This is a genomic window from Pseudomonas sp. TYF_14 (assembly GCF_043105275.1).
Taxonomy (GTDB): Bacteria; Pseudomonadota; Gammaproteobacteria; order Pseudomonadales; family Pseudomonadaceae; genus Aquipseudomonas; species Aquipseudomonas alloputida.
In genome coordinates, this window is the sequence record NZ_JBICLK010000077.1 from 1 (window position 1) to 23,935 (window position 23,935).

23 protein-coding genes are annotated in these 23,935 nt (G+C 62.1%); 7 read left to right on the top strand and 16 right to left on the bottom strand.

From position 1 onward, the window contains the following. From ACF8O8_RS19895 to mrcB, 10 genes are all read right to left on the bottom strand, one after another. The coding region (locus ACF8O8_RS19895; protein ID WP_392510311.1) for a hypothetical protein at positions 1-230 on the bottom strand (230 nt) is incomplete at its 3' end. A gap of 529 nt (positions 231-759) precedes the next feature. Next, a complete protein-coding gene (msrQ, locus tag ACF8O8_RS19900) occupies positions 760-1,371 on the bottom strand; it encodes a protein-methionine-sulfoxide reductase heme-binding subunit MsrQ (protein WP_392510312.1) in 612 nt (203 codons plus the stop codon). Continuing rightward, on the bottom strand, positions 1,371-2,384 hold the full coding sequence (gene msrP / locus ACF8O8_RS19905) for a protein-methionine-sulfoxide reductase catalytic subunit MsrP (protein ID WP_003250049.1): 1,014 nt from the start codon (positions 2,382-2,384) through the stop codon (positions 1,371-1,373). Before msrP ends, msrQ begins: the two co-directional genes overlap by 1 nt. 79 nt (positions 2,385-2,463) lie before the next feature. Continuing rightward, positions 2,464-3,315 (bottom strand): CDP-diacylglycerol--serine O-phosphatidyltransferase, encoded by an 852-nt coding sequence (pssA, locus tag ACF8O8_RS19910; protein WP_003250045.1) that lies wholly within the window; start codon positions 3,313-3,315, stop codon positions 2,464-2,466. Between the two features lie 150 nt (positions 3,316-3,465). Then, positions 3,466-4,482 carry a ketol-acid reductoisomerase gene (ilvC, locus tag ACF8O8_RS19915; protein ID WP_003250043.1) on the bottom strand — a complete coding sequence of 339 codons (1,017 nt, stop codon included), beginning with the start codon at positions 4,480-4,482 and terminating at the stop codon, positions 3,466-3,468. 56 nt (positions 4,483-4,538) lie between these two features. Continuing rightward, on the bottom strand, positions 4,539-5,030 hold the full coding sequence (gene ilvN / locus ACF8O8_RS19920; protein ID WP_003250040.1) for an acetolactate synthase small subunit: 492 nt from the start codon (positions 5,028-5,030) through the stop codon (positions 4,539-4,541). A 1-nt stretch (position 5,031) separates the two neighbouring features. After that, complete coding sequence (locus ACF8O8_RS19925) at positions 5,032-6,756, bottom strand: acetolactate synthase 3 large subunit (protein ID WP_003250036.1); 1,725 nt, start codon at positions 6,754-6,756, stop codon at positions 5,032-5,034. 408 nt (positions 6,757-7,164) lie between these two features. Further along, positions 7,165-7,497, bottom strand: a complete 333-nt coding sequence (locus ACF8O8_RS19930; RefSeq protein ID WP_003250034.1) for a YqcC family protein — start codon at positions 7,495-7,497, stop codon at positions 7,165-7,167. Further along, complete coding sequence (locus ACF8O8_RS19935) at positions 7,497-8,297, bottom strand: M48 family metallopeptidase (protein ID WP_017147958.1); 801 nt, start codon at positions 8,295-8,297, stop codon at positions 7,497-7,499. The genes ACF8O8_RS19930 and ACF8O8_RS19935 overlap by 1 nt, the downstream gene beginning before the upstream one ends. A gap of 15 nt (positions 8,298-8,312) precedes the next feature. Then, positions 8,313-10,634 (bottom strand): penicillin-binding protein 1B, encoded by a 2,322-nt coding sequence (mrcB, locus tag ACF8O8_RS19940; RefSeq protein WP_003250030.1) that lies wholly within the window; start codon positions 10,632-10,634, stop codon positions 8,313-8,315. Positions 10,635-10,749: 115 nt separating this feature from the next. On the opposite strand from mrcB, the gene ACF8O8_RS19945 reads away from it, so the two are divergent. Further along, positions 10,750-12,312 (top strand): AAA family ATPase, encoded by a 1,563-nt coding sequence (locus ACF8O8_RS19945; protein WP_392510313.1) that lies wholly within the window; start codon positions 10,750-10,752, stop codon positions 12,310-12,312. 157 nt (positions 12,313-12,469) lie between these two features. After that, a complete protein-coding gene (locus ACF8O8_RS19950; protein WP_003250025.1) occupies positions 12,470-12,748 on the top strand; it encodes a TfoX/Sxy family protein in 279 nt (92 codons plus the stop codon). A gap of 181 nt (positions 12,749-12,929) precedes the next feature. Here ACF8O8_RS19950 and ACF8O8_RS19955 read toward each other — a convergent pair whose 3' ends face one another. The 4 genes from ACF8O8_RS19955 to ACF8O8_RS19970 form a co-directional block, all read right to left on the bottom strand. After that, the gene (locus ACF8O8_RS19955; RefSeq protein ID WP_392510314.1) at positions 12,930-13,814 is read right to left on the bottom strand and encodes a ChaN family lipoprotein; all 885 of its coding nucleotides are present in this window, start codon (positions 13,812-13,814) and stop codon (positions 12,930-12,932) included. 104 nt (positions 13,815-13,918) lie between these two features. Continuing rightward, entirely contained in the window at positions 13,919-14,686 is a 768-nt protein-coding gene (locus ACF8O8_RS19960) for a heme ABC transporter ATP-binding protein (protein WP_350298570.1), read from the bottom strand. Then, entirely contained in the window at positions 14,686-15,669 is a 984-nt protein-coding gene (locus ACF8O8_RS19965) for a FecCD family ABC transporter permease (protein ID WP_392510321.1), read from the bottom strand. Before ACF8O8_RS19965 ends, ACF8O8_RS19960 begins: the two co-directional genes overlap by 1 nt. 50 nt (positions 15,670-15,719) lie before the next feature. Beyond that, positions 15,720-16,604, bottom strand: coding sequence for a hemin ABC transporter substrate-binding protein (locus tag ACF8O8_RS19970; protein ID WP_392510315.1), 885 nt, complete (start codon positions 16,602-16,604; stop codon positions 15,720-15,722). A gap of 148 nt (positions 16,605-16,752) precedes the next feature. On the opposite strand from ACF8O8_RS19970, the gene ACF8O8_RS19975 reads away from it, so the two are divergent. Next, complete coding sequence (locus tag ACF8O8_RS19975; RefSeq protein WP_010955342.1) at positions 16,753-17,097, top strand: Rieske (2Fe-2S) protein; 345 nt, start codon at positions 16,753-16,755, stop codon at positions 17,095-17,097. On the opposite strand, the gene sfsA is transcribed toward ACF8O8_RS19975, so the two are convergent. Then, positions 17,060-17,773 carry a DNA/RNA nuclease SfsA gene (gene sfsA, locus ACF8O8_RS19980; protein ID WP_392510316.1) on the bottom strand — a complete coding sequence of 238 codons (714 nt, stop codon included), beginning with the start codon at positions 17,771-17,773 and terminating at the stop codon, positions 17,060-17,062. The genes ACF8O8_RS19975 and sfsA overlap by 38 nt on opposite strands. After that, positions 17,773-18,945: a pyridoxal phosphate-dependent aminotransferase gene (locus ACF8O8_RS19985; RefSeq protein WP_392510317.1), complete on the bottom strand. Its 1,173-nt coding sequence runs from the start codon at positions 18,943-18,945 to the stop codon at positions 17,773-17,775. Before ACF8O8_RS19985 ends, sfsA begins: the two co-directional genes overlap by 1 nt. A 210-nt stretch (positions 18,946-19,155) precedes the next feature. Here ACF8O8_RS19985 and dksA point away from each other — a divergent pair, with 210 nt between their 5' ends. From dksA to ACF8O8_RS20005, 4 genes are all read left to right on the top strand, one after another. Next, positions 19,156-19,602: an RNA polymerase-binding protein DksA gene (dksA, locus tag ACF8O8_RS19990; protein ID WP_392510318.1), complete on the top strand. Its 447-nt coding sequence runs from the start codon at positions 19,156-19,158 to the stop codon at positions 19,600-19,602. Between the two features lie 63 nt (positions 19,603-19,665). After that, on the top strand, positions 19,666-20,553 hold the full coding sequence (gene gluQRS / locus ACF8O8_RS19995; protein ID WP_033730627.1) for a tRNA glutamyl-Q(34) synthetase GluQRS: 888 nt from the start codon (positions 19,666-19,668) through the stop codon (positions 20,551-20,553). 242 nt (positions 20,554-20,795) lie between these two features. Further along, positions 20,796-20,972, top strand: coding sequence for a hypothetical protein (locus ACF8O8_RS20000; RefSeq protein ID WP_003250005.1), 177 nt, complete (start codon positions 20,796-20,798; stop codon positions 20,970-20,972). Continuing rightward, positions 20,956-23,931: a sensor histidine kinase gene (locus ACF8O8_RS20005; RefSeq protein ID WP_010955345.1), complete on the top strand. Its 2,976-nt coding sequence runs from the start codon at positions 20,956-20,958 to the stop codon at positions 23,929-23,931. Before ACF8O8_RS20000 ends, ACF8O8_RS20005 begins: the two co-directional genes overlap by 17 nt. Positions 23,932-23,935 lie beyond the last annotated feature (4 nt).

The window sequence follows — 23,935 nt, forward strand, 5'->3', positions numbered from 1 at the left end:
TACTCACAAGCACCCACACGAATTGCTTGATTCAATTTGTTAAAGAGCGTTTGGTTAAGAGCTTTTCGTCTCAACCGAGGCGCGCATTCTACGCTTTCCTCAGAGCCTGTCAAGCGTTTATTTTGAAGTTTTTTGCGAGAAACTCGTTTAGCTTCAAACACTTGGCTCGCTGCGATCTCTCGTAGCGGGTGGCGAATCATACAGCACTTGGAAGCGCTGTCAACCATCATCTCAACCGCTTTCGATCATTCGATCGTAGCCCTTTCAGCACCTTCAGAATCGTATAACTCATTGAATTTCAAGGAGTTTGTCGTTCCGTTATCGCTGGAAGTGGGGCGCATTATAAGGGGATTCGAGAGGGCGTCAACCTTTAATTTCAAGAAAGTGAAATATAGGGGGAAAAGACCGTATCAAGGCTACCAGGTGTTCGCCACAACACATTTGGCGCCTGTGAGACCGAGCGCCGCCCGCGCGGCGCATCGCGAGCAAGCTCGCTCCTACATTTGTTTCGGGCCAGTTATGCCTGTGGGATTCGCGCGCGCACGCCTTGGTGCCTGTCTCGATATCGCGTTGTACAAACAAGGCGGTCGCGCGCGCCCGGCACAGGACGGACTGGCCCGAAACAAATGTAGGAGCGAGCTTGCTCGCGATGCGCCGCGCGGGCGGCGCTCGATCTCACAGACTCCAGAGAAACAAAGGCAGGCACCTTCCACAGGCAATGCGATCTCAAGACAGGCCCTTGGCAGCCCCACCCCACTCTCAAACCGCCCTACCCTGCTTCCTGGCAACCCTGGGAAGCGCCCGCGCAACAGCAGGTATCCGCAAGACCATCAACACAGCCCCAATAAACGCATAGATCGCCCACTCACGAAGGTCCGAGCGCACGATCCACAGGAAATGCAGCAAGCCCAACCCAAGCACCGCGTACACCAACCTGTGCAGCTTCTTCCACCGCGCCCCCAGCCGCCGTTGGCTGTACCGGTTCGAGGTGACCGCCAGCACCAGCAAACCCAGGAACCCCAGCGCCCCCACGATAATGTAGGGCCGCTTGCGCAGCTCCACCGCCAACTGCCCCCAATCCAGCCCAAGAATAAAGAACAGGTAACAGAGGATGTGCAGCACTATATAAGCGAACACCCATAACCCCAGCTGCCGGCGAACCACGATCCAGCCAGACCAGCCCGTCAGCTTCTGCAGTGGCGTCATGCTCAAAGTCACCAACAGGAAGGTAAGCGCCCCAAGCCCAAGGCGATCCATCATGATCTTCCCGGGATCAGGCCCCAGCAGGTTCATCGCCGCTTCATATAGCCACCACACCGGGAACAGGCAGCCTACGACAAAGATGGCCAAGCGAAACCAGGGGTAACGCATCAGTAGTTCTTCCGCAGATCGAGCCCGGTATACAGCGACGCCACTTCATCGGCATAGCCATTGAACATCTGTGTCTCCCGCACGTTGGGGCTGAACAACCCGCTGGGCAAACGACGTTCGCGCGCCTGGCTCCAGCGCGGGTGGTCGACTGTCGGGTTCACATTGGCGTAGAAACCATATTCATCCGGCGCCAGCCCTTCCCAGGTAGTGCCGGGCTGCTCCGCTACCAGGCTGATGCGCACAATCGACTTGATGCTCTTGAAGCCATACTTCCAAGGCACCACCAAACGCAACGGCGCACCGTTCTGGTTGGGCAGTTCCCGGCCGTACATACCCACTGCGAGAATTGCCAGCGGGTGCATCGCCTCATCCAGGCGCAACCCTTCTCTATAAGGCCAGTCGATCAAGGCGAAGCCAGAACGCTGCCCCGGCATATGCTGCGGATCCTTCAGCGTTTCGAAACGCACATAACGCGCACTGGAAGTCGGCTCGACCTGCTTGAGCACCTGAGCCAAAGGGAACCCCAGCCACGGAATGACCATCGACCACGCCTCTACGCAGCGCAGCCGATAGATCCGCTCCTCAAGCTGATAGGGTTTGACGAAGTCCTCCAGTGCATAGCGTCCGGGCTTTCCCACCTCACCATCCACCACAATGGACCACGGTTCGGTCTTCAGGCTGTCGCCATTGGCTGCCGGGTCGCCCTTGTCGGGCCCGAACTCGTAGAAGTTGTTGTAGTGAGTGGCGTCCTTGAACGGCGTAATCGCCTCGTCCTTCACCGTCACCGCCTGCCAGCGCGTGGCCGCGAGCTTGTCAGTGAACCAGGCCGGCGCGGCCCCAGCCTGCACATCGGCATAACGCGACATTTGCGCCGCGCCCACCCCGCCCGGCAATGCGCCTAGCGCCAAGCCAGCCAATGAGCCACCCAGCAGGGTACGACGGGAAAGGTAAATGCCTTCGGGGGTGATCTCCGACGCCTTGCACTCGGAAGACCTGGGAAGCTTGATAAGCATGAACGGCTCCATAGCACTGAGTAACGGATGTACCAGTAAGACTATGGAGCCGTGAGGTTATTCCAGCGTTAAGTGATTTTCACGCTTTGCGACGGCGCGCCTTCAGCAGGAACTGGATCGGCCCCGATGCTGCATAGGCAAGGAAGATCAACAGCAGGATACGCGGCGGGTCGCTGAACACGACGGCAAACACCAGCACCACCGCCAGGATCGCCACGAACGGGACGCGACCCTTGAGGTCCAGCTCCTTGAAACTGTTGTACTTGATGTTGCTGACCATCAGCATGCCTGCAGCAGCCACCAGCAGCGCGACCAGGAACGACAGCTTGGAGCCCTGGATGCCGTAGTCGCTGAACGCCCATACGGTGCCCGCCACCACACCTGCGGCAGCCGGGCTGGCCAGGCCGATGAAGTAGCGCTTGTCGGCGGTACCGACCTGGGTATTGAAGCGCGCCAGGCGCAACGCGGCGCCGGCCACATAGATGAAAGCAACCATCCAGCCGACCTTGCCCATGTCACCCAGCGCCCAGCCGAAGGCCAGCAAAGCCGGGGCCACGCCGAAGGCGACCATATCCGACAGCGAGTCATACTCGGCACCGAAGGCACTCTGGGTATTGGTCATGCGCGCAACGCGGCCGTCCAGGCCGTCGAGCACCATGGCCACGAAGATGGCGATAGCGGCAAAAGCGAAGTACTTGCTCGCCTCGCGCGGGTCGCCGGCACTCAGGGCGCTCTGTGCGCTCATCGAGCTGATGATGGAATAGAAACCGGCAAACAGGTTGGCGGTGGTAAACAGGTTGGGCAGCAGGTAGATGCCGCGGTGGCGCACCTTGCGGCCTTCGGCGTCATGCCCTTCTTCAACGTGCTCATCGACAGGTAGCAGGCTTTCGGCGTCGGAGGGCTTGTTCGGCTCTTCGGGACGTTCGCTCATGGAGGGTACCTTGCAACAGGATGGAAAATGTTCGACACGGGCCCGCGAAACAGGTTCTGACAGCGAGCCACTGGTCTGCTTTATACCAGAAGCTGGATGCCAGAACGAAAAAACGCGGCCGAAGCCGCGTTTTTCATCTTTCGATAAGACTTAGTTCTTGGTCTTGTCGACGATTTTGTTAGCCGAGATCCACGGCATCATCGAGCGCAGCTGCTCGCCGATGATTTCAATGCCGTGAGCGGCGTTGTTGCGGCGCTTGGCGGTCATCGATGGGTAGTTGGTAGCACCTTCGGAGATGAACATCTTCGCGTACTCGCCGTCCTGGATGCGCTTCAGGGCATTGCGCATGGCCTTGCGGGATTCTTCGTTGATGACTTCCGGGCCAGTGACGTACTCACCGTATTCGGCGTTGTTGGAGATCGAGTAGTTCATGTTGGCGATGCCGCCTTCGTACATGAGGTCTACGATCAGTTTCAGCTCGTGCAGGCACTCGAAGTAGGCCATTTCCGGCGCGTAGCCAGCTTCGACCAGGGTTTCGAAACCGGCTTTGACCAGCTCGACGGTACCGCCACACAGAACAGCCTGCTCACCGAACAGGTCGGTTTCGGTTTCGTCCTTGAAGGTGGTTTCGATGATACCGGTACGGCCACCACCCACGCCCGAAGCGTAGGACAGTGCGACGTTCTTGGCGTTGCCGGAAGCGTCCTGGTAGATAGCGATCAGGTCAGGGATGCCGCCGCCTTTGACGAACTCGGAGCGAACGGTGTGGCCCGGGGCTTTCGGCGCGATCATGATCACGTCGAGGTCGGCACGCGGAACAACCTGGTTGTAGTGGATCGAGAAGCCGTGAGAGAAGGCCAGGGTAGCGCCCTTCTTGATGTTCGGCTCGATTTCGTTCTTGTACAGAGCGCCCTGGAACTCGTCCGGGGTCAGGATCATGACCAGGTCAGCCGCAGCGACAGCGGTAGCAACGTCGGCAACTTTCAGGCCGTGGGCTTCAGCCTTGGCAACGGTAGCCGAACCTTTACGCAGACCGACGGTAACGTCTACACCGGAGTCTTTCAGGTTGCACGCCTGAGCGTGGCCCTGGGAGCCGTAACCGATGATGGCGACTTTCTTACCCTGGATGATGGAAAGGTCGCAGTCTTTATCGTAGAAAACTTTCATGAAAATACCCCTGGTTATATCTCGGCCCCTGCGGAGCCATCGCTAATTTTTTGGATTTAGATGCTGAGCACTTTGTCGCCACGGGCAATGCCGGTAACGCCGCTGCGCACGGTTTCCAGAATCGATGCAGTGCCGATCGCCTGGATGAAGCTGTCCAGTTTGTCGCTGGTACCGCTCAGCTGCACGGTGTACACGCTGGCGGTCACGTCGACGATCTGGCCACGGAAGATATCCGTGGTGCGCTTGATCTCGGCACGCTGGGCACCGGTGGCCTTGACCTTGACCAGCATCAGTTCACGCTCGATGTGAGCGCTTTCCGACAGGTCGACAAGCTTGACCACTTCGACCAGCTTGTTCAGGTTCTTGGTGATCTGCTCGATCACTTCGTCATGGCCAACGGTGGTCAGCGTCAGACGCGACAGGGTCGGGTCTTCGGTTGGCGCTACAGTCAGGCTTTCAATGTTGTAGTTGCGCTGGGAGAACAGGCCGACCACGCGGGACAACGCACCTGGTTCGTTTTCCAGCAGCAGGGAAATGATGTGCCGCATATCAGGTACGCTCCGTCTTGCTCAGCCACATGTCACGCATCGAGCCATCCTTGATCTGCATCGGATAGACGTGCTCACTGCGGTCAACCGCGATGTCGATGAACACCAGACGGTCCTTCATCGCAAACGCTTCTTCCAGCTTCGGCTTGAGGTCCTTCAGGCTGGTGATGCGGATACCCACATGGCCATAGGCCTCGGCCAGCTTGATGAAGTCAGGCAGCGACTCGACGTACGAGTGCGAGTGACGACCGTTGTAGGCCATGTCCTGCCACTGGCGGACCATGCCCAACACACCGTTGTTCAGGTTGACGATCTTCACCGGCAGGCCGTATTGCATGCAGGTGGACAGCTCCTGGATGTTCATCTGGATGCTGCCTTCGCCGGTCACACAGGCCACGTCCTGATCCGGGAAGTTGAGCTTGACGCCCATCGCCGCCGGGAAGCCGAAGCCCATGGTGCCCAGGCCACCGGAGTTGATCCAGCGGTTTGGCTTGTTGAAGCGGTAGTACTGCGCGGCAAACATCTGGTGCTGGCCCACGTCGGAAGTGACGAAGGCATCGCCATTGGTCACTTCGCACAGTGTCTCGATGACTTTCTGCGGTTTGATGACGTTGCCATCGCCCTTGTCGTAAGGGAACAACTCGCCATTGCCACGCCATTCGTCAATCTGCTTCCACCAGGCATCCAGCGAAGCCTTGTCAGGCTGCTCGCCGATTTCCTTGAGGATGCCGAGCATTTCGCTGAGCACGCTGTCGACCGGGCCGACGATTGGCACGTCGGCCTTGATCATCTTCGAGATCGACGCCGGGTCGATGTCGATGTGGATGATCTTGGCGTTCGGGCAGAACTTGGCCGGACCGTTTACAACGCGATCGTCGAAACGCGCACCGACGGCAAAGATGACGTCGGCATTGTGCATGGCCATGTTGGCGGTGTAGCTGCCATGCATGCCGAGCATGCCGAGGAACTGGCGGTCGGTACCCGGGAAGCCACCCAACCCCATCAGGGTATTGGTGACCGGCAGGTTCAGCGACTTGGCGATTTCAGTCAGGGCTTCGGAGCCACCGCCGAGGATCACACCGCCACCGGAGTAGACGACCGGGCGCTTGGCCGCCAGAAGCATCTCGGCAGCCTTGCGGATCTGGCCGGAGTGACCGCGGACCGCCGGGCTGTAGGAGCGCAGCTTGACCTTTTTCGGGTAGACGTATTCGAACTTCTCAGCCGGGTTGGTCATATCTTTTGGAATGTCGACCACGACTGGGCCTGGACGACCGGATTGCGCCAGGTAGAAAGCTTTTTTCAGAACTTCAGGGATCTCGGTCGGATTCTTGATCATGAAGCTGTGCTTCACGATCGGCCGCGAGATACCGATCATGTCAGTTTCCTGGAAGGCATCGGTGCCCACCATGGTGCTAGGCACCTGGCCGGACAAGATGACCATCGGAATCGAGTCCATGTAGGCGGTGGCAATACCGGTAATGGCATTGGTCGCGCCAGGACCGGAGGTTACCAGCACCACACCGGCCTTGCCGGTGGCGCGAGCGTAGCCGTCCGCCATATGGGTGGCCGCCTGCTCGTGACGAACCAGGATGTGTTCCACTTCCGGTTCTTTGAACAGTGCGTCGTAAACATGCAGGAGAGCACCACCAGGGTACCCGTAGATGTGCTTAACGCCTTCGTCACGCAAAAAGCGGACGACCATCTCAGCGCCAGATAAAAGCTCCACGTTGTTCACCTCTAAAACGCCAGAATACCGCCCTCACTGGACGGGTCTTAATAGGTTTACTGCCAAGCAGAGCATGAGCGAACGTCAGCACTGACTGAGCAAGTATTGGGAAATCCCCAGAGTGTTGCGGGGGTTTCCCACCCAGCGCGAGGTAACGCGTTGCGGGGTGTAACAGGTCGGCGCGGGTGTGCACCTCATGATCTGCTTAGCGGGTCTGCTTCTGGCAGTCCCTCTACAGCGGAAGTTGGATTCTTGTGATTCGGCGCCAACAAGTCAAGAAAAATTATTGCCAATTTTTCCCCAAGATGAATTCCTGCCACCACTAAAAATCGCTTCAGCAGCAGAATTAAGAAGATTTCCAAAAAAAAGGGCCACAATCTGCGGCCCTTGACGGAAAAACTGAAGAAATCAGGCGGAAGGAGCGATCAATTGGTCAAAAGCTGCCAACAGGCGGCGTAGCTCACGACTTTGCTCCGGCCGGTCGGTAAACACGGTTTCGGCCATGACAAGGATGCTCGATGCGTTGGGCAGCGGGTGGCCCAGCTCGATGATGATCTTCATGCGTGGCAGGAAGATCCATTGCAGCCACTGCTCAAAACTGAGGGTATCCACGGCGAACGGCACCGTACTGGCCAGTGCCTCGTCGCTTGGCGGCTCGTCATCCCACCAGCCTTGCACCTGCAGCTCGCGCTCGATCAAGAGCAGGTGGTCGGCAATATCCAGCACGCGTTGCTCGATCATCACGAATTGACCCGCGCCTTTTGCCGGGCCAGCGCAGCGCCGGCGCTGTCACCCTGCTTTTCACGGGCCTGGGCGATCGTGTTCCAAAGCTCTGCCTGCAGGCTTGGGCGACCGTTGGCGTAGGTCAGGGCGCGGCGCGCCAACTGCTCGGCCTGCGCCGCATCACCTTGCGAGAGGCGCACCTGGGCCAGGCGATACAGTACCTGCGGCTCACGCGGAGCAATGCGCTGGGCACGCTCCAGGCTCGAGGCAGCACCGTTGAAGTCGCCACTGCCCTGCTGCGTCTTCGCAGTGGTCAGCAGTGCCAGCACAGGACCGTCCAGCTGCTCGTCGGCCGACAGGCCACCGGCGGCGGCGCTGCGCGGAATACCGGTTGGCGCACTGGCGCTTTGCGGGGTGCTGTTCATCGCAGCGATGTCGAATGGTTCGTCGGCAATCGGGTTGGGATTGGTGGTCATCGGCGCCGAACTGACAGGCCCTGCACTGATCGGCCCCGGGGTGATCGGCGAGGTACTGATCGGCGCAGCGCCATTGCCCGCCGGGAATGTCTGGATGCCCGATGCGCCTGCGCCCTGCGGGATCATCACGGTGACACCGGAATCCTCCGGCAGCGTCTGCGCCTGGGCGGTGCCGGTGTTATAGCCACCCGCCGAGCGGTTGGCCGTCACGCGTTCGCTGTTGGACACGCGGGTGCTCGAGTCGACCACCGGAATATTGCCACGCGGGACGCTGGAGCACCCCTGGAGCACAGCCAACGCCGTCACGGCAGGAAACAGCCACTTGTTCACGTCACACCTCATCAATGCAGCCTGTGCTTAATTCATCCAGCCCTTGACCCAGTCCATTACCGATTCGACTGGGTCCTGCTCGCCGCCACAGGTTGCGCCGGCCGGCGGCTCACTCCCGCGAATATACGGCATCTGCACCGCTCCCGGACAGCTGGCATCAGACCCATGGCCTGTGTAAGGGTCGATCCAGGCCTGCACCACGTTATCCGGTTGCGGCATATCCAGCGGCAGCGGGTCGGCTTTCTTCATGAAGCTGGTCCACACCTGCAAGGCGCCGGTGGCGCCGGTAAACGGTGTCTTGCCGTTATCGTCACGGCCCATCCACACCACGGCCAGCAGATCCTGACTAAAGCCGGAGAACCAGCTGTCACGCGAGTCGTTACTGGTACCGGTCTTGCCCGCCAGGGTCAACGAGCGTGGCAAGGTGTTGTACACCGAACGCCCTGTACCTTCGCGCATTACACGCTGCATGGCGTTCTGCACCAGGTAAATGGCACCCGGGTCGAAGGTTTGCTGGATCTGGAACGGGTAGCGCTTGAGCGGCTCGCCCTCGGCGGTGAGCACGCTGCGGATACCGCGCATCGGCGTGTTGAAGCCGCCGTTGGCGATGGTCTGGTACATGGTTGCGACCTGCATCGGCGACATGCCACCCGCCCCCAGCAACATGGCCGGGAACGCTGGCCAGTCGACATTCACGCCCAAGCGACCAATGGTCTTGATCACGTTCGGCACACCCACTTCCAGGCCGAGCTTGGCGGTCGACAGGTTGTAAGAGTTGGCCAGCCCCTGGTACAGGTAGATCGTGCCATGCGGGCGGCGGTCATAGTTTTGCGGGCGCCAGACCTGGCCGTCAGCCCCTTTGACCGAAAATGGCTCGTCCTGCACCCAACTGGTCAGGGTGTACTTGCTCGGCTGCTCCAGCGCAGTCAGGTATACCGACGGTTTGACCAGGGAGCCGATCGGCCGTACAGCATCGATGGCCCGGTTGAAGCCGGCAAAACCTGCCTGGCGGCTACCGATCAGCGCTTGTACTTCACCGGTCTCAGGGTTGGTCACGACCATTGCCGCTTCGACATCGTCTGCCCCCTTGCGGCCCGCCAGGCGCTTGAAGGTCTCGCTCATCGAGGTTTCGGCCTTCATCTGCAGGATCGGGTCGAAGCTGGTAAAAATGCGCAGGCCTTCTTCGGTCAAGTCTTCGTCGCGATAATCCTGGCGCAACTGTCGCTTGACCAGGTCGAGGAAGGCAGGGAACGAGCTGTCGGCCAGGCTGCCACGCTTGGTCACGCCCAGCGGCATTTTCTTCGCCGCATCGACTTCTGCCTGGCTGGCCACGCCCTGCTCGGCCACCAGGTCGAGCACCAGGTTGCGGCGAGCCAGGGCACGCTCGGGGTGACGCCGCGGGTTGTAGTAGGACGGGCCTTTGACCATGCCCACCAGCAGGGCGATCTGATGCAGTTTCAGCTCAGACAGCGGCTGGCTGAAGAAGAACTGACTCGCCAGACCAAAGCCGTGCACCGCGCGTTGACCGTCCTGGCCGACGAATACCTCGTTGAGGTAAGCCTCAAGGATTTCGCGCTTGTCGTAGTGCAGTTCGAGCAGGACCGCCATCATCGCCTCGGTCAGCTTGCGGCTGAGGCTGCGCTCGCTGCTGAGGTAGAAGTTCTTCACCAACTGCTGGGTCAGGGTACTGCCACCCTGGCGCATCGAGCCGGACGACGTGTTTACCCACATGGCCCGGGCGATGGACTTTGGCGACACACCGTAGTGGCTGTAAAACTCGCGGTCTTCCGTGGCCACCAAGGTTTCGAGCAGATATTTGGGTACCTGATCGATCTTGATCAGGATGCGGTCTTCGAGATTTTTCGGGTAGATGCCGCCGATCATCAGCGGCTCCAGCCGCACCACGTCAAGCGCTTTGCCATTGGCACCGGAAAGGCCTGCAACGTAATCGCCAGAGAAGCGTACACGGACGAACTGCGCCGGCTCCATGCCCTCGTAGAACTGGAAGCCACGGGTATTGAGGTCGACGGTATTGCCGCTGACGGACGCAGCGCCCGGGCCGTTGGCCGCGCTTTCGCGACGGTAGCCGAGCGCATCGAGCTCGGTGAGGAAGTCGTTCTTGCTCAACTTCTGGCCGGTGAACAGCTCCAGCGGTCGGGCATACACCTTGGCCGGGATGGTCCAGCGCTTGCCGGAGAACTTTTCCTGGACGACGGCATCGAGGTAAACCGCGAAGCCGGCGACGATCACCAGGCCAACCAGGCTGAGCTTCAAAGCCCAGCCCAGCCAGGCGCGGGAGCGGCCGGTCGGGCGTTTCTGAGGGGTGCGGGGATTTCGGGTTCGGGTCATGGCGGCGGATTATACGCACTTTATAAAGGCTGGGCAGACGGCCCGGCGGTAGGCAGGGACGGCACCATTGACCATAATGGCGCATTCGAATTCCCTTGCCCCGGAAGGATTTGCCGTGAGCCAAGCTCTTATTACTGCGTTGCAGAACCCTGCCCTGTACCCTCACCCCGTGGAGGGGTTTCAGCTCATCGAGACGCATATCTCCTGGGTCCTGCTCACTGGCGAATACGCCTACAAGATCAAGAAACCGATGAATTTCGGCTTCCTGGACTTCACCGGACTGGACCAGCGCCAGCATTTCTGTAACGAAGAATTGCGCCTGAACCAACGCCTGACCGAAGGCCTGTACCTGGAAGTGTTGCCGATCACCGGTAGCGTCGACGCACCGCAGATCGGTGGCGAAGGTGAAGCCATCGAGTATGTGCTGAAGATGCGCCAGTTCCCCCAGGGCCAGATGCTCAACACCCTGCAAGCCAATGGCGAACTGAACGCCACTCACATCGACCAGATGGCCCGACAGATTGCCGAGTTTCACCTGCAGGCCCCACGTGTGCCGATGGAGCACCCGCTGGGCACGCCAGAGAGCGTGATGGCCCCGGTGGAGCAGAACTTCGAGCAGATTCGCCCATTCCTCAGCGACAAAGCCGATCTGCAGCAACTTGACGCCCTGCAGGCCTGGGCCCGCAGCAGCTTTGAGCGCCTGCAAGGGCTGCTGGAAAAGCGCAAGGCCAATGGCTTCATCCGTGAGTGCCACGGTGACATTCACCTGGGCAATGCCACCTTGATCGATGGCAGGGTAGTGATTTTCGATTGCATCGAATTCAACGAGCCTTTCCGACTGACCGACGTCTACGCCGACACCGCCTTCCTGGCCATGGACCTGGAAGACCGCGGCCTGAAGTGCCTGGCCCGGCGATTCATCAGCCAGTACCTGGAACTGACAGGGGACTACGAAGGCCTGGAACTGCTCAACTTCTACAAAGCCTACCGCGCGCTGGTGCGGGCCAAGGTCGCACTGTTCAGCATGCCGGCCGACGCTAATGGCGTGCAGCGTGCCACCACCCTGCGCACCTACCGCAACTACGCCAACCTGGCCGAAAGCTACAGCGCCATCCCCTCGCGCCTGCTGGCCATCACTCATGGCGTTTCGGCGGTGGGCAAAAGTCACGTGGCCATGCGCCTGGTCGAGGCCCTGGGTGCAGTGCGCGTGCGTTCGGACGTAGAGCGCAAGCGCCTGTTCGGCGAACAACAGCAGGCCGACGCCGGCCAGCTGAGTACGGGCATATACGACCAGGACGCCAGCGCAGCCACCTATCAGCGCCTGCACGAGGTGGCAGCGACCGTGCTGCGCGCCGGCTTCCCGGTGGTGCTGGACGCCACCTACCTCAAGCGTGAGCAGCGTCAGGCTGCGGCAGACGTTGCCAGCCAGACCGGCGTGCCGTTCCTCATCCTCGACTGCCACGCGCCAGAGGCGGTCATCGCCAGTTGGCTGGAGCAGCGCCAGGCAGAAAACAGCGACCCGTCGGATGCCACGCTGGAGGTGATCAAGGCCCAGCAGGCCAGCCGTGAGGCGCTGGATGCGCAGGAGCTGGTGCACAGCACCCGCGTCGATACCCAGGCTGCCGGCAGCATGGATCAGGTGATCGAGCAGATTCGCCAGCGGTTGCCTGGCCTGTAAGTTCGTCATCTTTCTGTGCCTGCCCGCGAAGGGGCAGGCACAGGCCGCTCATCACCCGATGGCAAAAAGCCGCATATTTCCCAACGCCCGCTACACTCCTCTCAGACCTGCTCGCGATTTATCCCCCATTCCCGTTCAGCCATCGCAAGGAGGCTCGATGAACGATGAATTGCAGCATCTGAAGAACCTTGGCAAGACGTCTGCGCAGTGGCTGCATGCAGCCGGCATCCACAGTGCATCGGATTTGCGCCGCCTGGGCGCGGTGGGTGCGTACCAGGCCGTGAAGACACGAGGGTTCCGTGCATCGAAGGTGCTGTTGTATGCCATTGAAGGCGCCCTGCTGGACATGCACTGGAACGATTTGCCGCTCGAACGCAAGGAAGCACTCAACCAACAATTGGACGCGAAAAACCCTGCGCAAAAAAAACCAAAATAGTCGGGGTAAAGGGATTGACGTCTAAATGAGAATTGTTATGATTATCACAGCTGGTCGCGAGACTGGTTGGATAAGCTAAGAGCCCCTGGTTCGGACTCTCAGATTATCTCCTCATCAGGCTAATCACGGTTATTGACCCGGCAATTTGCCGGGTCTTTTTTTTGCCTGTGCTTTTTCAGGATCAACGCCGCAGCTGCGCACAATAATCCTGCTCCGGCATCGCCGCCGTGTACCACACATAATCAGCCTCGCCAGGCTCGACTCGCTCGCCCACCTCAGCCAGCAGCAAAACCTTGCTCTCCCCCGACACCCCCAGGTCAGCCAGATGCAAGGGTATGCCCAGGTCCTTGCGCACATGGTAAGCCCCGGCAAACAGCAGCGCCGGCTGCGGTGCCGCCTGCAAGCGCTCGGCCATGCGCCGGTCGCGCTGCTGCTGAACGGCCAGCATCGCCGGTAACTGGTTTTCCGGCAGCATCCCGCAATGCCCGGCGCGCACCTGTTCCAGCAAGGCAGCCTTTACCGCGGGTGCATTGGACTTTTCGCCCGGCACCGGCGCCGGCTGTCGATAGGCCTGACGCATCTCGGCGGGCGAAAGGTTGGCGGCCAGCAACGTCACCCGATGCTGCAAGGCTTCGGTGACAATCGGCCCGTACAACTGCCAATCCCAGCCCTCCTGCCAGGCCAGTGCCTTGGGCAAGTCTTCCGGCAAAGGCTGCCCCACCAGCTTGTCCACCCGCGATTGCTGGCTGGGCTGCAGCATCTCCAGCAACAGGCTGCCCTGAGTGCGCTGGCCTTGAAGAGCGCGCAGCAGCCACAGTTGCAGCGCGTGATGGTCAGGGTTGTCATGCTTCTCGCCGACAAGCACTCGGGGCGCATCAGCCAGGCGCTGCACCAGCGTTTCAGGGCTTATGACCTGCTCATTGGACAGGTCGACAATCGTTCCCAGCTCGGCATGCGTGCGACCTTCACTGCTCTGCCAGGCGGGCAACGGCGGCAGGCTGGCCTGACAGCCGCCTATCGCCAGTACCAGGCACAGCGAGAAACCGGACAGCAGCGGGTGTCGCATCGGCAGTTACTCCATGTCATCCACACTTTAAATGGCCTGCACCGGGGGCGGGCCGGTCGCAAGACAAGGCCACTTTCACAAAGGCCATGCACGCGTTGAGAACATCAACGGGTGATGATCAGCGGGTGCCCGCGCTCGGGGTGCGCCTGCACCAATACGTCAATACCGTACACCGCCTTCAGTGCCGCTGGGGTCAGTGCCGCTTCGGGCGTGGCAAACGCATGGCAGCGCCCCTGCTCCAGCAACAGGATACGGTCACAGTAACGCGCCGCCAGGTTCAGGTCATGCAGGATCACCAACACTGCAGCACCGCAGTCGGCGAAACGGCGTACGGCTTCCAGGGTGGTGTGCTGATGCAGCGGGTCGAGCATCGAGGTCGGTTCGTCGAGCAGCAACGTGCTGCCCTCCTCGCCCGGCCATAGCTGCGCCAGCACGCGGGCCAGGTGCACCCGTTGCCGCTCGCCACCGGAAAGCGCCAGGTAGCTGCGCTCTACCAGGTGCCAGGCATCTGCCGCCCGCAACGCCGCTTCGACAATTTCCGCATCGCGCCGCTGACCGGTGCCATGAGGCATGCGCCCCATGCCCACCACTTCCTCCACCCGAAACGAGAAACCCAAACTCGACACCTGTGGCAACACTGCCAGGCGCCTTGCCCGTTCCTGCCCGGCCCAATCGGCCAGGGGGCGGCCCTGCAGCGTTACCCGCCCGCGGTCGGGCGCCAGTTCACCGCACAGCACACTCAGCAGGCTGCTCTTGCCGGCACCGTTTGGGCCAAGCACACCCACGACCTGCCCCGGAGGCAACTGCAGGTGAATGTCGTGCAGCACCTCATTGCTGCCCCTGCACAGATACAGGCCCTCGACTTGCAACATCAGCCGCGCCCTCGCATCAGCAGGAACAGGAAGAACGGCGCACCGATGAAGGCCGTGACGATACCAATCGGCAGCTCGGCAGGCGCCAGCAGCAGCCGCGCCGCCAGGTCGGCGAACAACATCAGCACACCGCCGGCCAGCAGCGAGGCTGGCAGCACCACACGGTGATCGGGCCCGGCCAGCAGGCGAACCAAGTGCGGCACTACCAGGCCAATGAAGCCGATCAACCCGGCTGCTGCCACTGCCGCCCCCACCCCCAGCGCCGTGCAGAACACCAATTCACGCTTGAGCCGCTCCACGTCAACGCCCAGGTGGCGCGCCTCCGACTCACCCAGCAACAGGGCATTCAGCGCCTTGGCCCGGCGCGGCAGCCACACCGCTACGCCTGTCGCCACCAGCAATAATGGCCACAGCCGCTCATAGCTGGCGCCATTGAGGCTGCCAAGGTTCCAGAACGTCAGCGTGCGCAAGGTGGCGTCATCAGCCAGGTAAGAGAACAGCCCCACGGCCGCGCCCCCCAGCGCGGTCATGGCCACGCCAGCCAATAGCATCGTGGCGACGTTGGTCTGGCCATCGCGGCGCCCCAGGCGGTAGACCAGCGCAGTTACCCCAAGCCCGCCGACAAAAGCGCAGAACGACAGCAGATAAGGCGCGAAAGCATCCGGCATGCCGCCAAACCAGGCGCCGCCGACAATGGCAACCGCTGCCCCCACTGCGGCGCCGGCGGCAACCCCTACCAGCCCGGGGTCGGCCAGCGGGTTGCGGAACAGCCCCTGCATGGCCACCCCGGACAGCGCCAGCACCGCGCCCACCGCCAACCCCAACAGGGTGCGCGGCAGGCGGATCTGACCAAGGATCATCTCGGCCTGCTGCAGGCCATCCCCGGAAACGGGCAGCCCCAACAGGCGCAGGCCAGCGCGCAGCGTATCGAACATCGGCAGGCTGACTGGCCCCAGCGCCAGTGAAAGCCAGATTGCCAACAGCCACAGCAGGCTCAGGCTAATGAACAACGCACGTGGCGAGACCCGCTGTTTCATTGTGCGAAGCTGGCCTGGGCAGCCGGGTAGAAGGTGGCTGCCAGCGACTGCAAGGTCGCCGGTAGCCGAGGCCCGAGCCCGCCGACCAGCAGCGTCGGGTCCAGTGAGACCAGGCGTTTCTCACGCACGGCCCGCGAGGCAGCCAGCGCGGGGTTTTCTTTCAACAGCGCCTGCAAGGCCTGCTCATCGGCCAGCGCCCGGTCGGAAAACACGATCACATCCGGGTCAAGCGCCGCCAAGGCTTCGTTGGAGAAGTTCTTGTAGCCTGGGTGCGCGGCCAGGTTACGCCCACCCGCCTGGTCCAGCAGCCAGTCACCGGCAGTGCCTTGCCCGGCGATCAGCGGCTTGGCCCCGGCATGGCCGACCAGCAGCAACACCCCGGGAGCCTGCTGCCCGGCCTGGGCCAGCTTGACGTTGGCCTGCAACGCATCAAGCCGCTGGCGGTAGTCCGCAGCAAGCGCGGACGCTTGCTGCTCTGCACCGAGCAACTGCCCCAGGTGCCTGAGGTTTTCATCCACTGCCGGCAGCTCGGCCTTGCTGGAGAACAACTCGACCCGCACGCCGGCCTTGCGGATTTGCGCCAGTACCGGTGGCGGCCCCATTTCCTCGGTGCCCACCAGCACATCCGGGCGCAGGCTGAGGATGCCTTCGGCCGACAGTTGCCGCTGATAACCCACACTGGGCAAGGCTTTCAACGAGGCCGGGTGCTGACTGGTAGTGTCCACACCGACCAGGTGCCCTTCACCTCCCAATGCGGTTATCCACTCGCTCAAGGCGCCACCCGCGCTGACCCAGCGTTGCGGCAGCTCGGCTGCCAAGGCTTGGGTAGAGAGCACAAGGCCTGCACACAGAGCGAGAAAAGCAGCTGGACGGCGCATCATCGGGTTCCTTCTGAAGACGGGCTACACGCCTTGTGGCGAGCGGCGGAACTGCGCACCATAGGCAGCCGGGCGCAGAGAATGCGATCAATTTGATAATTATTCGCATTGGAGCGTCAAGCCATCGCGTGTTTCACGGGTCATCCTTGCCATGCACTTCCTTTGTACATCCCTCGGCCTGGCCGAGGGCCAAAGCCGCGCCTTCAGCGTAGACGGCCTCGAACTGTTCGGCGTGCGTCGCCAAGGCCAGGTGTACCTGTACCGCAACCGCTGCCCGCACCGGGACATCCCGCTGAACTGGGCAGAGGACGCGTTTCTGGATGACAGCGCCAGCCTCATCCACTGCGCCCATCACGGAGCCCTGTTCCTGATAGAAAGCGGCGAATGCGTGGCAGGCCCCTGTGAGGGGGAGCAGCTGCAGCCCCTGGGCTGCCACGAAGACAGCCAGGGCATCTGGTTCAAGGGGTCAGCAGCACCGGCAAGCGGCGATCGATGACGATACCCTCGGCGTCCAGCCGAGTGCCATAGGCCAGCACCTCCACCCCGTCCGCTACGGCAGCGCGCAGCGCCTGGGCGTAGGCCGTATCGATTTCTTCAGCCGGGCGCACAGCGTCGATACCGGTCAGGTTCACGCAATACAGCTGCACGGCCCGCACGCCCTGCCGGGCCAGCTTTGCCAGCTCGCGCAGGTGTTTCGCACCGCGTTGAGTCACCGCATCAGGGAAGGCCGCAACAGCAGTGTCGGGGTAGCCCAGCGTCACACTCTTGACCTCGACATAGGCCGGGGCACCCTCGAACTCCAGGCGAAAGTCGATACGGCTGCCTTCTTCGCCATAGGCCACTTCACGCTTGAGTGCAGTGAAACCGGCCAGTTCAGTGATTGTGCCGGCGCGCAGGGCCTCTTCGACCAACGCATTGGCCCGCCCGGTATTCACGCAGGCCAACCGCCCCTGGGGGGTTTCGCTGATTTCCCAGGTCCCTGGCAGCTTGCGCTTGGGGTCGTCGGAGCGGCTGAACCACACCTGCCCACCTTCACGCATGCAGTTGAGCATGGAGCCGGTATTCGGGCAGTGGATAGTCATCTGCTCGCCGCTGGCCAGTTCGATATCGGCCAAAAAGCGCTTGTAGCGACGCAACAGGCGGCCCTGCTCGAGTGAAGGAGAGAAACGCATCAGCCTTGCCAGCTCTGCAGGCCACGGGCAATACGCTGCACCGCTTCTTCCAGGCGCGGCAGGCTCTGGGTGTAAGCGAAGCGCACATGGTGCCCGGCCAGGTGGCGACCGAAGTCCAGGCCCGGCGTGAACGCCACGTGCTGGGTTTCCAGGAAGTGCCGGCAGAATGCAAACGCGTCCCCCCCAAAAGCGCTGATATCGGCATACAGGTAGAACGCACCTTGCGGCTCGACGGCAATGCGGAAGCCCAGTTCACGAAGGGCGGGCAGCAGGTAGTCGCGACGGCGGGCGAATTCGGCGCGGCGCTCCTCGAAAATGGCCAGCGCCTCGGGCTGGAAACAGGCCAGCGCGGCATGCTGCGCCATGCTCGGCGCACTGATGTACAGGTTCTGCGCCAGTTTCTCCAGGTCGGCGACCGCGCCGGGCGGGGCCACCAGCCAGCCAAGGCGCCAACCGGTCATGCCGAAATACTTGGAAAAACTATTCAGGACGAATGCCGAGTCGTCGACTTCCAGCACGCTCGGCGCGTCCATGCCATAGGTAAGGCCGTGGTAGATCTCGTCCACGACCAGATGGCCATGCCGCTCATGGGTGGTTCTGGCCAGGCAGGCCAACGCCTCGCGCCCCAGCACGGTACCGGTCGGGTTGGCCGGCGAAGCGACCAGGGCTCCGACGGTGTCCATGTCCCAGTAGCGCTCAACCAGGTCGGCAGTCAGCTGATAGTTCACATCCGGGCCCACCGGCACCAATTGGGCCCCGCCCTCGACCAGGCGCAGGAAGTGGCGATTGCACGGGTAACCCGGATCGGCCAGCAGCCAGTGCTTGCCCGGGTCCACCAGCAGGCTGCTGGCCAGCAGCAGCGCGCCGGAGCCACCTGGGGTAATAAGGATGCGTTCCGGGTCGATGTTCAGGCCATAGCGCTGCCCATAAAACCCGGCAATTGCCTCACGCAGTGCCGGCAGACCGCGTGCGGCGGTGTAGCGAGTGTGCCCGGCGGCCAGCGCGGCCTGGCCGGCCGCGACGATGGGTGCGGCCGTGGTGAAGTCCGGCTCGCCGATTTCCAGGTGGATCACGTCGTGCCCGGCCGCCTGCAGCTCGTTGGCCCGGGCCAGCAGTGCCATGACGTGGAAAGGTTCGATGGCGCGGCTGCGCGCACTGTAGGGTTGGGCCATGACCTTCTCTCAATTGGGTCTAAACTGGAGATTCTACCTCTGCACACCACCGAACGTACCGCTCAGGCCGGTGTCAACTAGCAGGATCGGGCGGGGTAGCGCACCCCCGATCTATCTGGTAAGTTCGGCGGCTCGCAGTCGCAGGGCCGGCGGTCGCCGGAGATGGAGCATCCTGCGCATTGGATCAGATGAGTGAGAGGCGGTCTATTCATGTCCACCCTAGAAAAGCAAAAAGCCAACCAGAATCTTTATGGGGTTGCACCCTATCAGGAGACCGAGGGTGAGGAGTACATGGGTGAGCCCATGCGCAAGCACTTCACCAAGATCCTCGCTGGCTGGAAGCAAGAGCTGATGGTCGGCGTCGACAAGACCGTTGACCATATGAAAGAAGAAGCAGCCAACTTTGCAGATCCCGCAGACCGCGCATCCCAGGAAGAGGAATTCGCCCTCGAACTGCGCAACCGCGACCGCGAGCGCAAGTTGATCAAGAAAATCGATAAAACCCTGCAGAAGATTCAGGACGAAGAGTACGGCTGGTGCGAGTCGTGCGGCATCGAGATCGGCTTGCGCCGCCTGGAAGCCCGCCCTACCGCCGACCTGTGCTTCGACTGCAAGGAAATTGCCGAGAAAAAGGAAAAAACGGTCGGCAAAGGCTGATCTTTCTTCCACCTGAACGGGGCGCATCATGCGCCCCGTTTCATTTATATGCCCAGCCTGACCATGACCGACTCCAGCTACATCGGGCGCTTCGCCCCCACCCCCAGCGGCTTCCTGCACTTCGGCTCGCTGGTCGCCGCCCTCGCCTCCTGGCTCGATGCCCGCGCCGTCAACGGCCGCTGGCTGCTGCGCATGGAAGACACCGACCCGCCCCGGGAGATGCCCGGCGCCCGCGATGCCATCCTCCAGACGCTGGAACGTTACGGTCTGCACTGGGATGGCGAGGTGGTATTCCAGAGCCAGCGCCACGATGCCTATGCTGCCGTGGTAGACCGCCTGTTCAACATGGGCCTGGCGTACGCATGCACCTGCTCTCGCAAGCAGCTGGAAAGCTACAACGGCATCTACCCAGGCTTTTGCCGCAACGCCGGGCATGCCCGTGAAGGGGCAGCCATCCGCTTGCGGGTGCCGGAGCTGATCTACCGCTTTACCGACCGAGTGCAGGGTGAGTACCAGCAACACCTGGGGCGTGAGGTGGGCGACTTCGTCATCCAGCGTCGTGACGGGTTGTACGCCTACCAGCTGGCCGTGGTGCTGGACGATGCCTGGCAGGGTGTTACCGACATCGTGCGGGGTGCCGACCTGCTCGACAACACCCCGCGCCAGCTGTACCTGCAGGAGTTGCTGGGCTTCTCACAGCCGCGTTACCTGCATATTCCGCTGATCGTGCAGCCGGATGGGCACAAGCTGGGCAAGTCGTACCGTTCACCGCCACTGCAGGCGGAGCATGCTACCCCCCTGCTGCTGCGGGCATTGCGGGCGCTGGGGCAGGAGACAGACCCGGAACTGCTGTTGGCGACGCCGGCAGAGGTGCTGGCAGTCGCGCGCACGCAATGGCGGCCGGAAGCCATCGCGCAGCGGACCACGGTGCCAGAGGCTGATTTGCGCTGAACCTTTACCGGCCTCTTCGCGGGTGCGCCCGCGCCCACAGGAACCACGCCGCCTTCAAGGCCTGTGGTCTACCTGTGGGAGCGGGCATGCCCGCGAAAGGGCCGGCACAGGTACCCCCCCTAAAAACAAAAGCCCAGTAAATTCAAACCCTTGGCGAACGCTGTGGATTCCCGCTAGCATCCCCCCTGCCATTTGCGCCAATAATAAGTTCAAGCCCGCAGCGCCCAACCATCGAGGCCAGCATGTACATCTATCGTTTGGTCCTGCTTCTGGTCGTGGGGATCTACCTGTTCTCCCCGGCCATCATGGACTGGTGGATCGAACCGACCGGAGCCTGGTACCGCCCCTACCTGCTCTGGCTGATCCTGATCGTCGTCACCTTCATCCTGCAGAGCCAAAGAGATGCCGATGAGCTTTAGCCTGACCCAGATGATCCTGATCAGCGCCGGGTACCTCATGGTGCTGTTCGGCGTGGCCTGGATCAGCGAGCGCGGGCTGATCCCGCGTTCGATCATTCGCCACCCACTTACCTACACCCTGTCGCTGGGCGTCTACGCCAGCGCCTGGGCCTTCTATGGCTCGGTTGGCCTGGCCTACCAGTACGGCTACGGTTTCCTTGCCTGTTACCTGGGGGTGTCTGGCGCATTCCTGCTGGCGCCGGTGCTGCTCTACCCGATCCTCAAGATCACCCGCACCTATCAGCTGTCATCGCTGGCCGACCTGCTGGCCTTCCGCTTCCGCAGTACCTGGGCCGGGGCCTTGACCACCATCATCATGCTGATTGGCGTGCTCCCGTTGCTGGCCCTGCAGATCCAGGCGGTGGCCGATTCGATCAGCATCCTTACCGGTGAACCGGTAAAGGCCCGGGTGGCCTTTGCCTTTTGCACGCTGATCATTCTGTTCACCATCTTCTTCGGCTCGCGGCACATCGCCACGCGCGAGAAACATGAGGGGTTGGTATTCGCCATCGCCTTCGAGTCGGTGATCAAGCTGCTGGCCTTGGGCGGCATCGGCCTGTATGCCTTGTATGGCGTATTCGGCGGCCCGCACGAGCTGGAAGTCTGGCTGTTGCAGAACCAGACCGCCCTTGCCGCCCTGCACACCCCCCTGCAGGAAGGCCCATGGCGCACCCTGCTGCTGGTGTTCTTCGCCTCGGCCATCGTCATGCCGCACATGTACCACATGGCCTTTACCGAAAACCTCAACCCGCGCTCGCTGGTCAGCGCCAGCTGGGGCTTGCCGCTGTTCCTGCTGCTGATGAGTCTTGCCGTGCCGCTGGTGCTGTGGGCCGGCCTGCGCCTGGGCGCCAGCACCAACCCCGAGTACTTCACCCTGGGCCTGGGCATCGCCGCCAACAACCAGGCATTGGCACTGCTGGCCTACATTGGTGGCCTGTCGGCAGCCAGCGGCCTGATCATCGTCACCACCCTGGCGCTGTCGGGCATGGCCCTGAACCACCTGGTGCTGCCGCTTTACCAGCCGCCGGCCGAGGGCAACATCTACCGTTGGCTGAAGTGGACCCGCCGTGCATTGATCGTCGCCATCATCACTGCCGGCTTCATGTTCTACCTGAGCCAGAACTACCACCAGAGCCTGGCCAACCTGGGCATCGTCGCCTTCGTCGCCACCTTGCAGTTCCTGCCTGGGGTGCTGTCGGTACTCTACTGGCCAACCGCCAACCGCCGCGGTTTCATCGCCGGGCTGCTGGCCGGCACCCTGGTGTGGATGGTGACCATGCTGCTGCCGCTTCTCGGCAACTTGCAGGGCTTCTACATCCCGCTGCTGGACATGATCTATGTGCTGGACGACACCAGCTGGCACATGGCAGCCATCGCCTCGTTGGCGGCCAACGTGCTGCTGTTCACCCTGATCTCACTGTTCACCAACGCCAGTACCGAAGAGGTCAGCGCGGCCGAAGCCTGTGCCGTGGATAACGTGCGCCGTCCGCAGCGCCGCGAGCTGCACGCCGCCTCGCCGCAGGAATTCGCCACCCAGCTGGCCAAGCCGCTGGGCGCCAAGGCCGCGCAAAAGGAAGTCGAGCAAGCACTGCGCGACCTCTACCTGCCGTTCGACGAACGCCGCCCCTATGCCCTGCGCCGCCTGCGCGACCGCATCGAAGCCAACCTGTCCGGCCTGATGGGGCCGAGCGTGGCCCAGGACATGGTCGAGACTTTCCTGCCGTACAAGTCCGGTAACGAAAACTACGTGACCGAAGACATCCACTTCATCGAAAGCCGCCTGGAAGACTACCACTCGCGCCTGACCGGGCTGGCCGCCGAGCTCGATGCCTTGCGCCGCTACCATCGCCAGACCCTGCAGGAGTTGCCCATGGGCGTCTGCTCGCTGGCCAAGGACCAGGAAATCCTGATGTGGAACAAGGCCATGGAAGAGCTCACCGGCATCGCCGCCAAGCATGTGGTCGGCTCGCGCCTGGTCACCATCGACGAGCCTTGGCGCGGCCTGCTGCAAGGCTTCATCAACGTGCCCGACGAGCACCTGCACAAGCAGCGCCTGGCGCTGGACGGCCAGCCGCGCTGGCTGAACCTGCACAAGGCAGCCATCGACGAGCCACTGGCCCCCGGTAACAGCGGGCTGGTACTGCTGGTGGAAGACCTTACCGAAACCCAGGCACTGGAAGACAAGCTGGTGCACTCCGAGCGCCTGGCCAGCATCGGCCGCCTGGCCGCCGGCGTGGCCCACGAGATCGGCAACCCGATCACCGGCATCGCCTGCCTGGCGCAAAACCTGCGCGAGGAACGCGAAGACGATGGCGAAATCATCGAGTTGTCCAGCCAGATCCTTGACCAGACCAAGCGCGTATCGCGCATCGTCCAGTCGCTGATGAGCTTCGCCCATGCCGGCGGCAGCCACCAGAACAGCGAGGAGCCCGTGTGCCTGGCTGAAGTGGCACAAGATGCCATCGGTCTGCTGGCGTTGAACCGGCGCAATTTCGAAGTACAGTTCTTCAACCTTTGCGACCCGGACCATTGGGCCGAAGGTGACCCGCAGCGCCTGGCCCAGGTGCTGATCAACCTGCTCTCCAACGCCCGCGATGCCTCGCCGCCCGGCAGCGCCGTGCGCGTGCGCAGCGAGGTTAACGAGCACACCGTCGACCTGATCGTCGAAGACGAAGGCAGCGGGATTCCGAAGAACATCATGGACCGCCTGTTCGAACCCTTCTTCACCACCAAGGACCCGGGCGAAGGAACCGGACTGGGGCTCGCTCTGGTCTATTCCATCGTGGAAGAGCATTATGGGCAAATCACCATCGACAGCCCGGCCGATATCGAACGGCAACGTGGCACCCGGATCCGCGTGACCCTGCCCCGGCATGTCGTAGCGACGTCCCCTGAAATTCGAGACCGTCGAGAGAATTGAATCA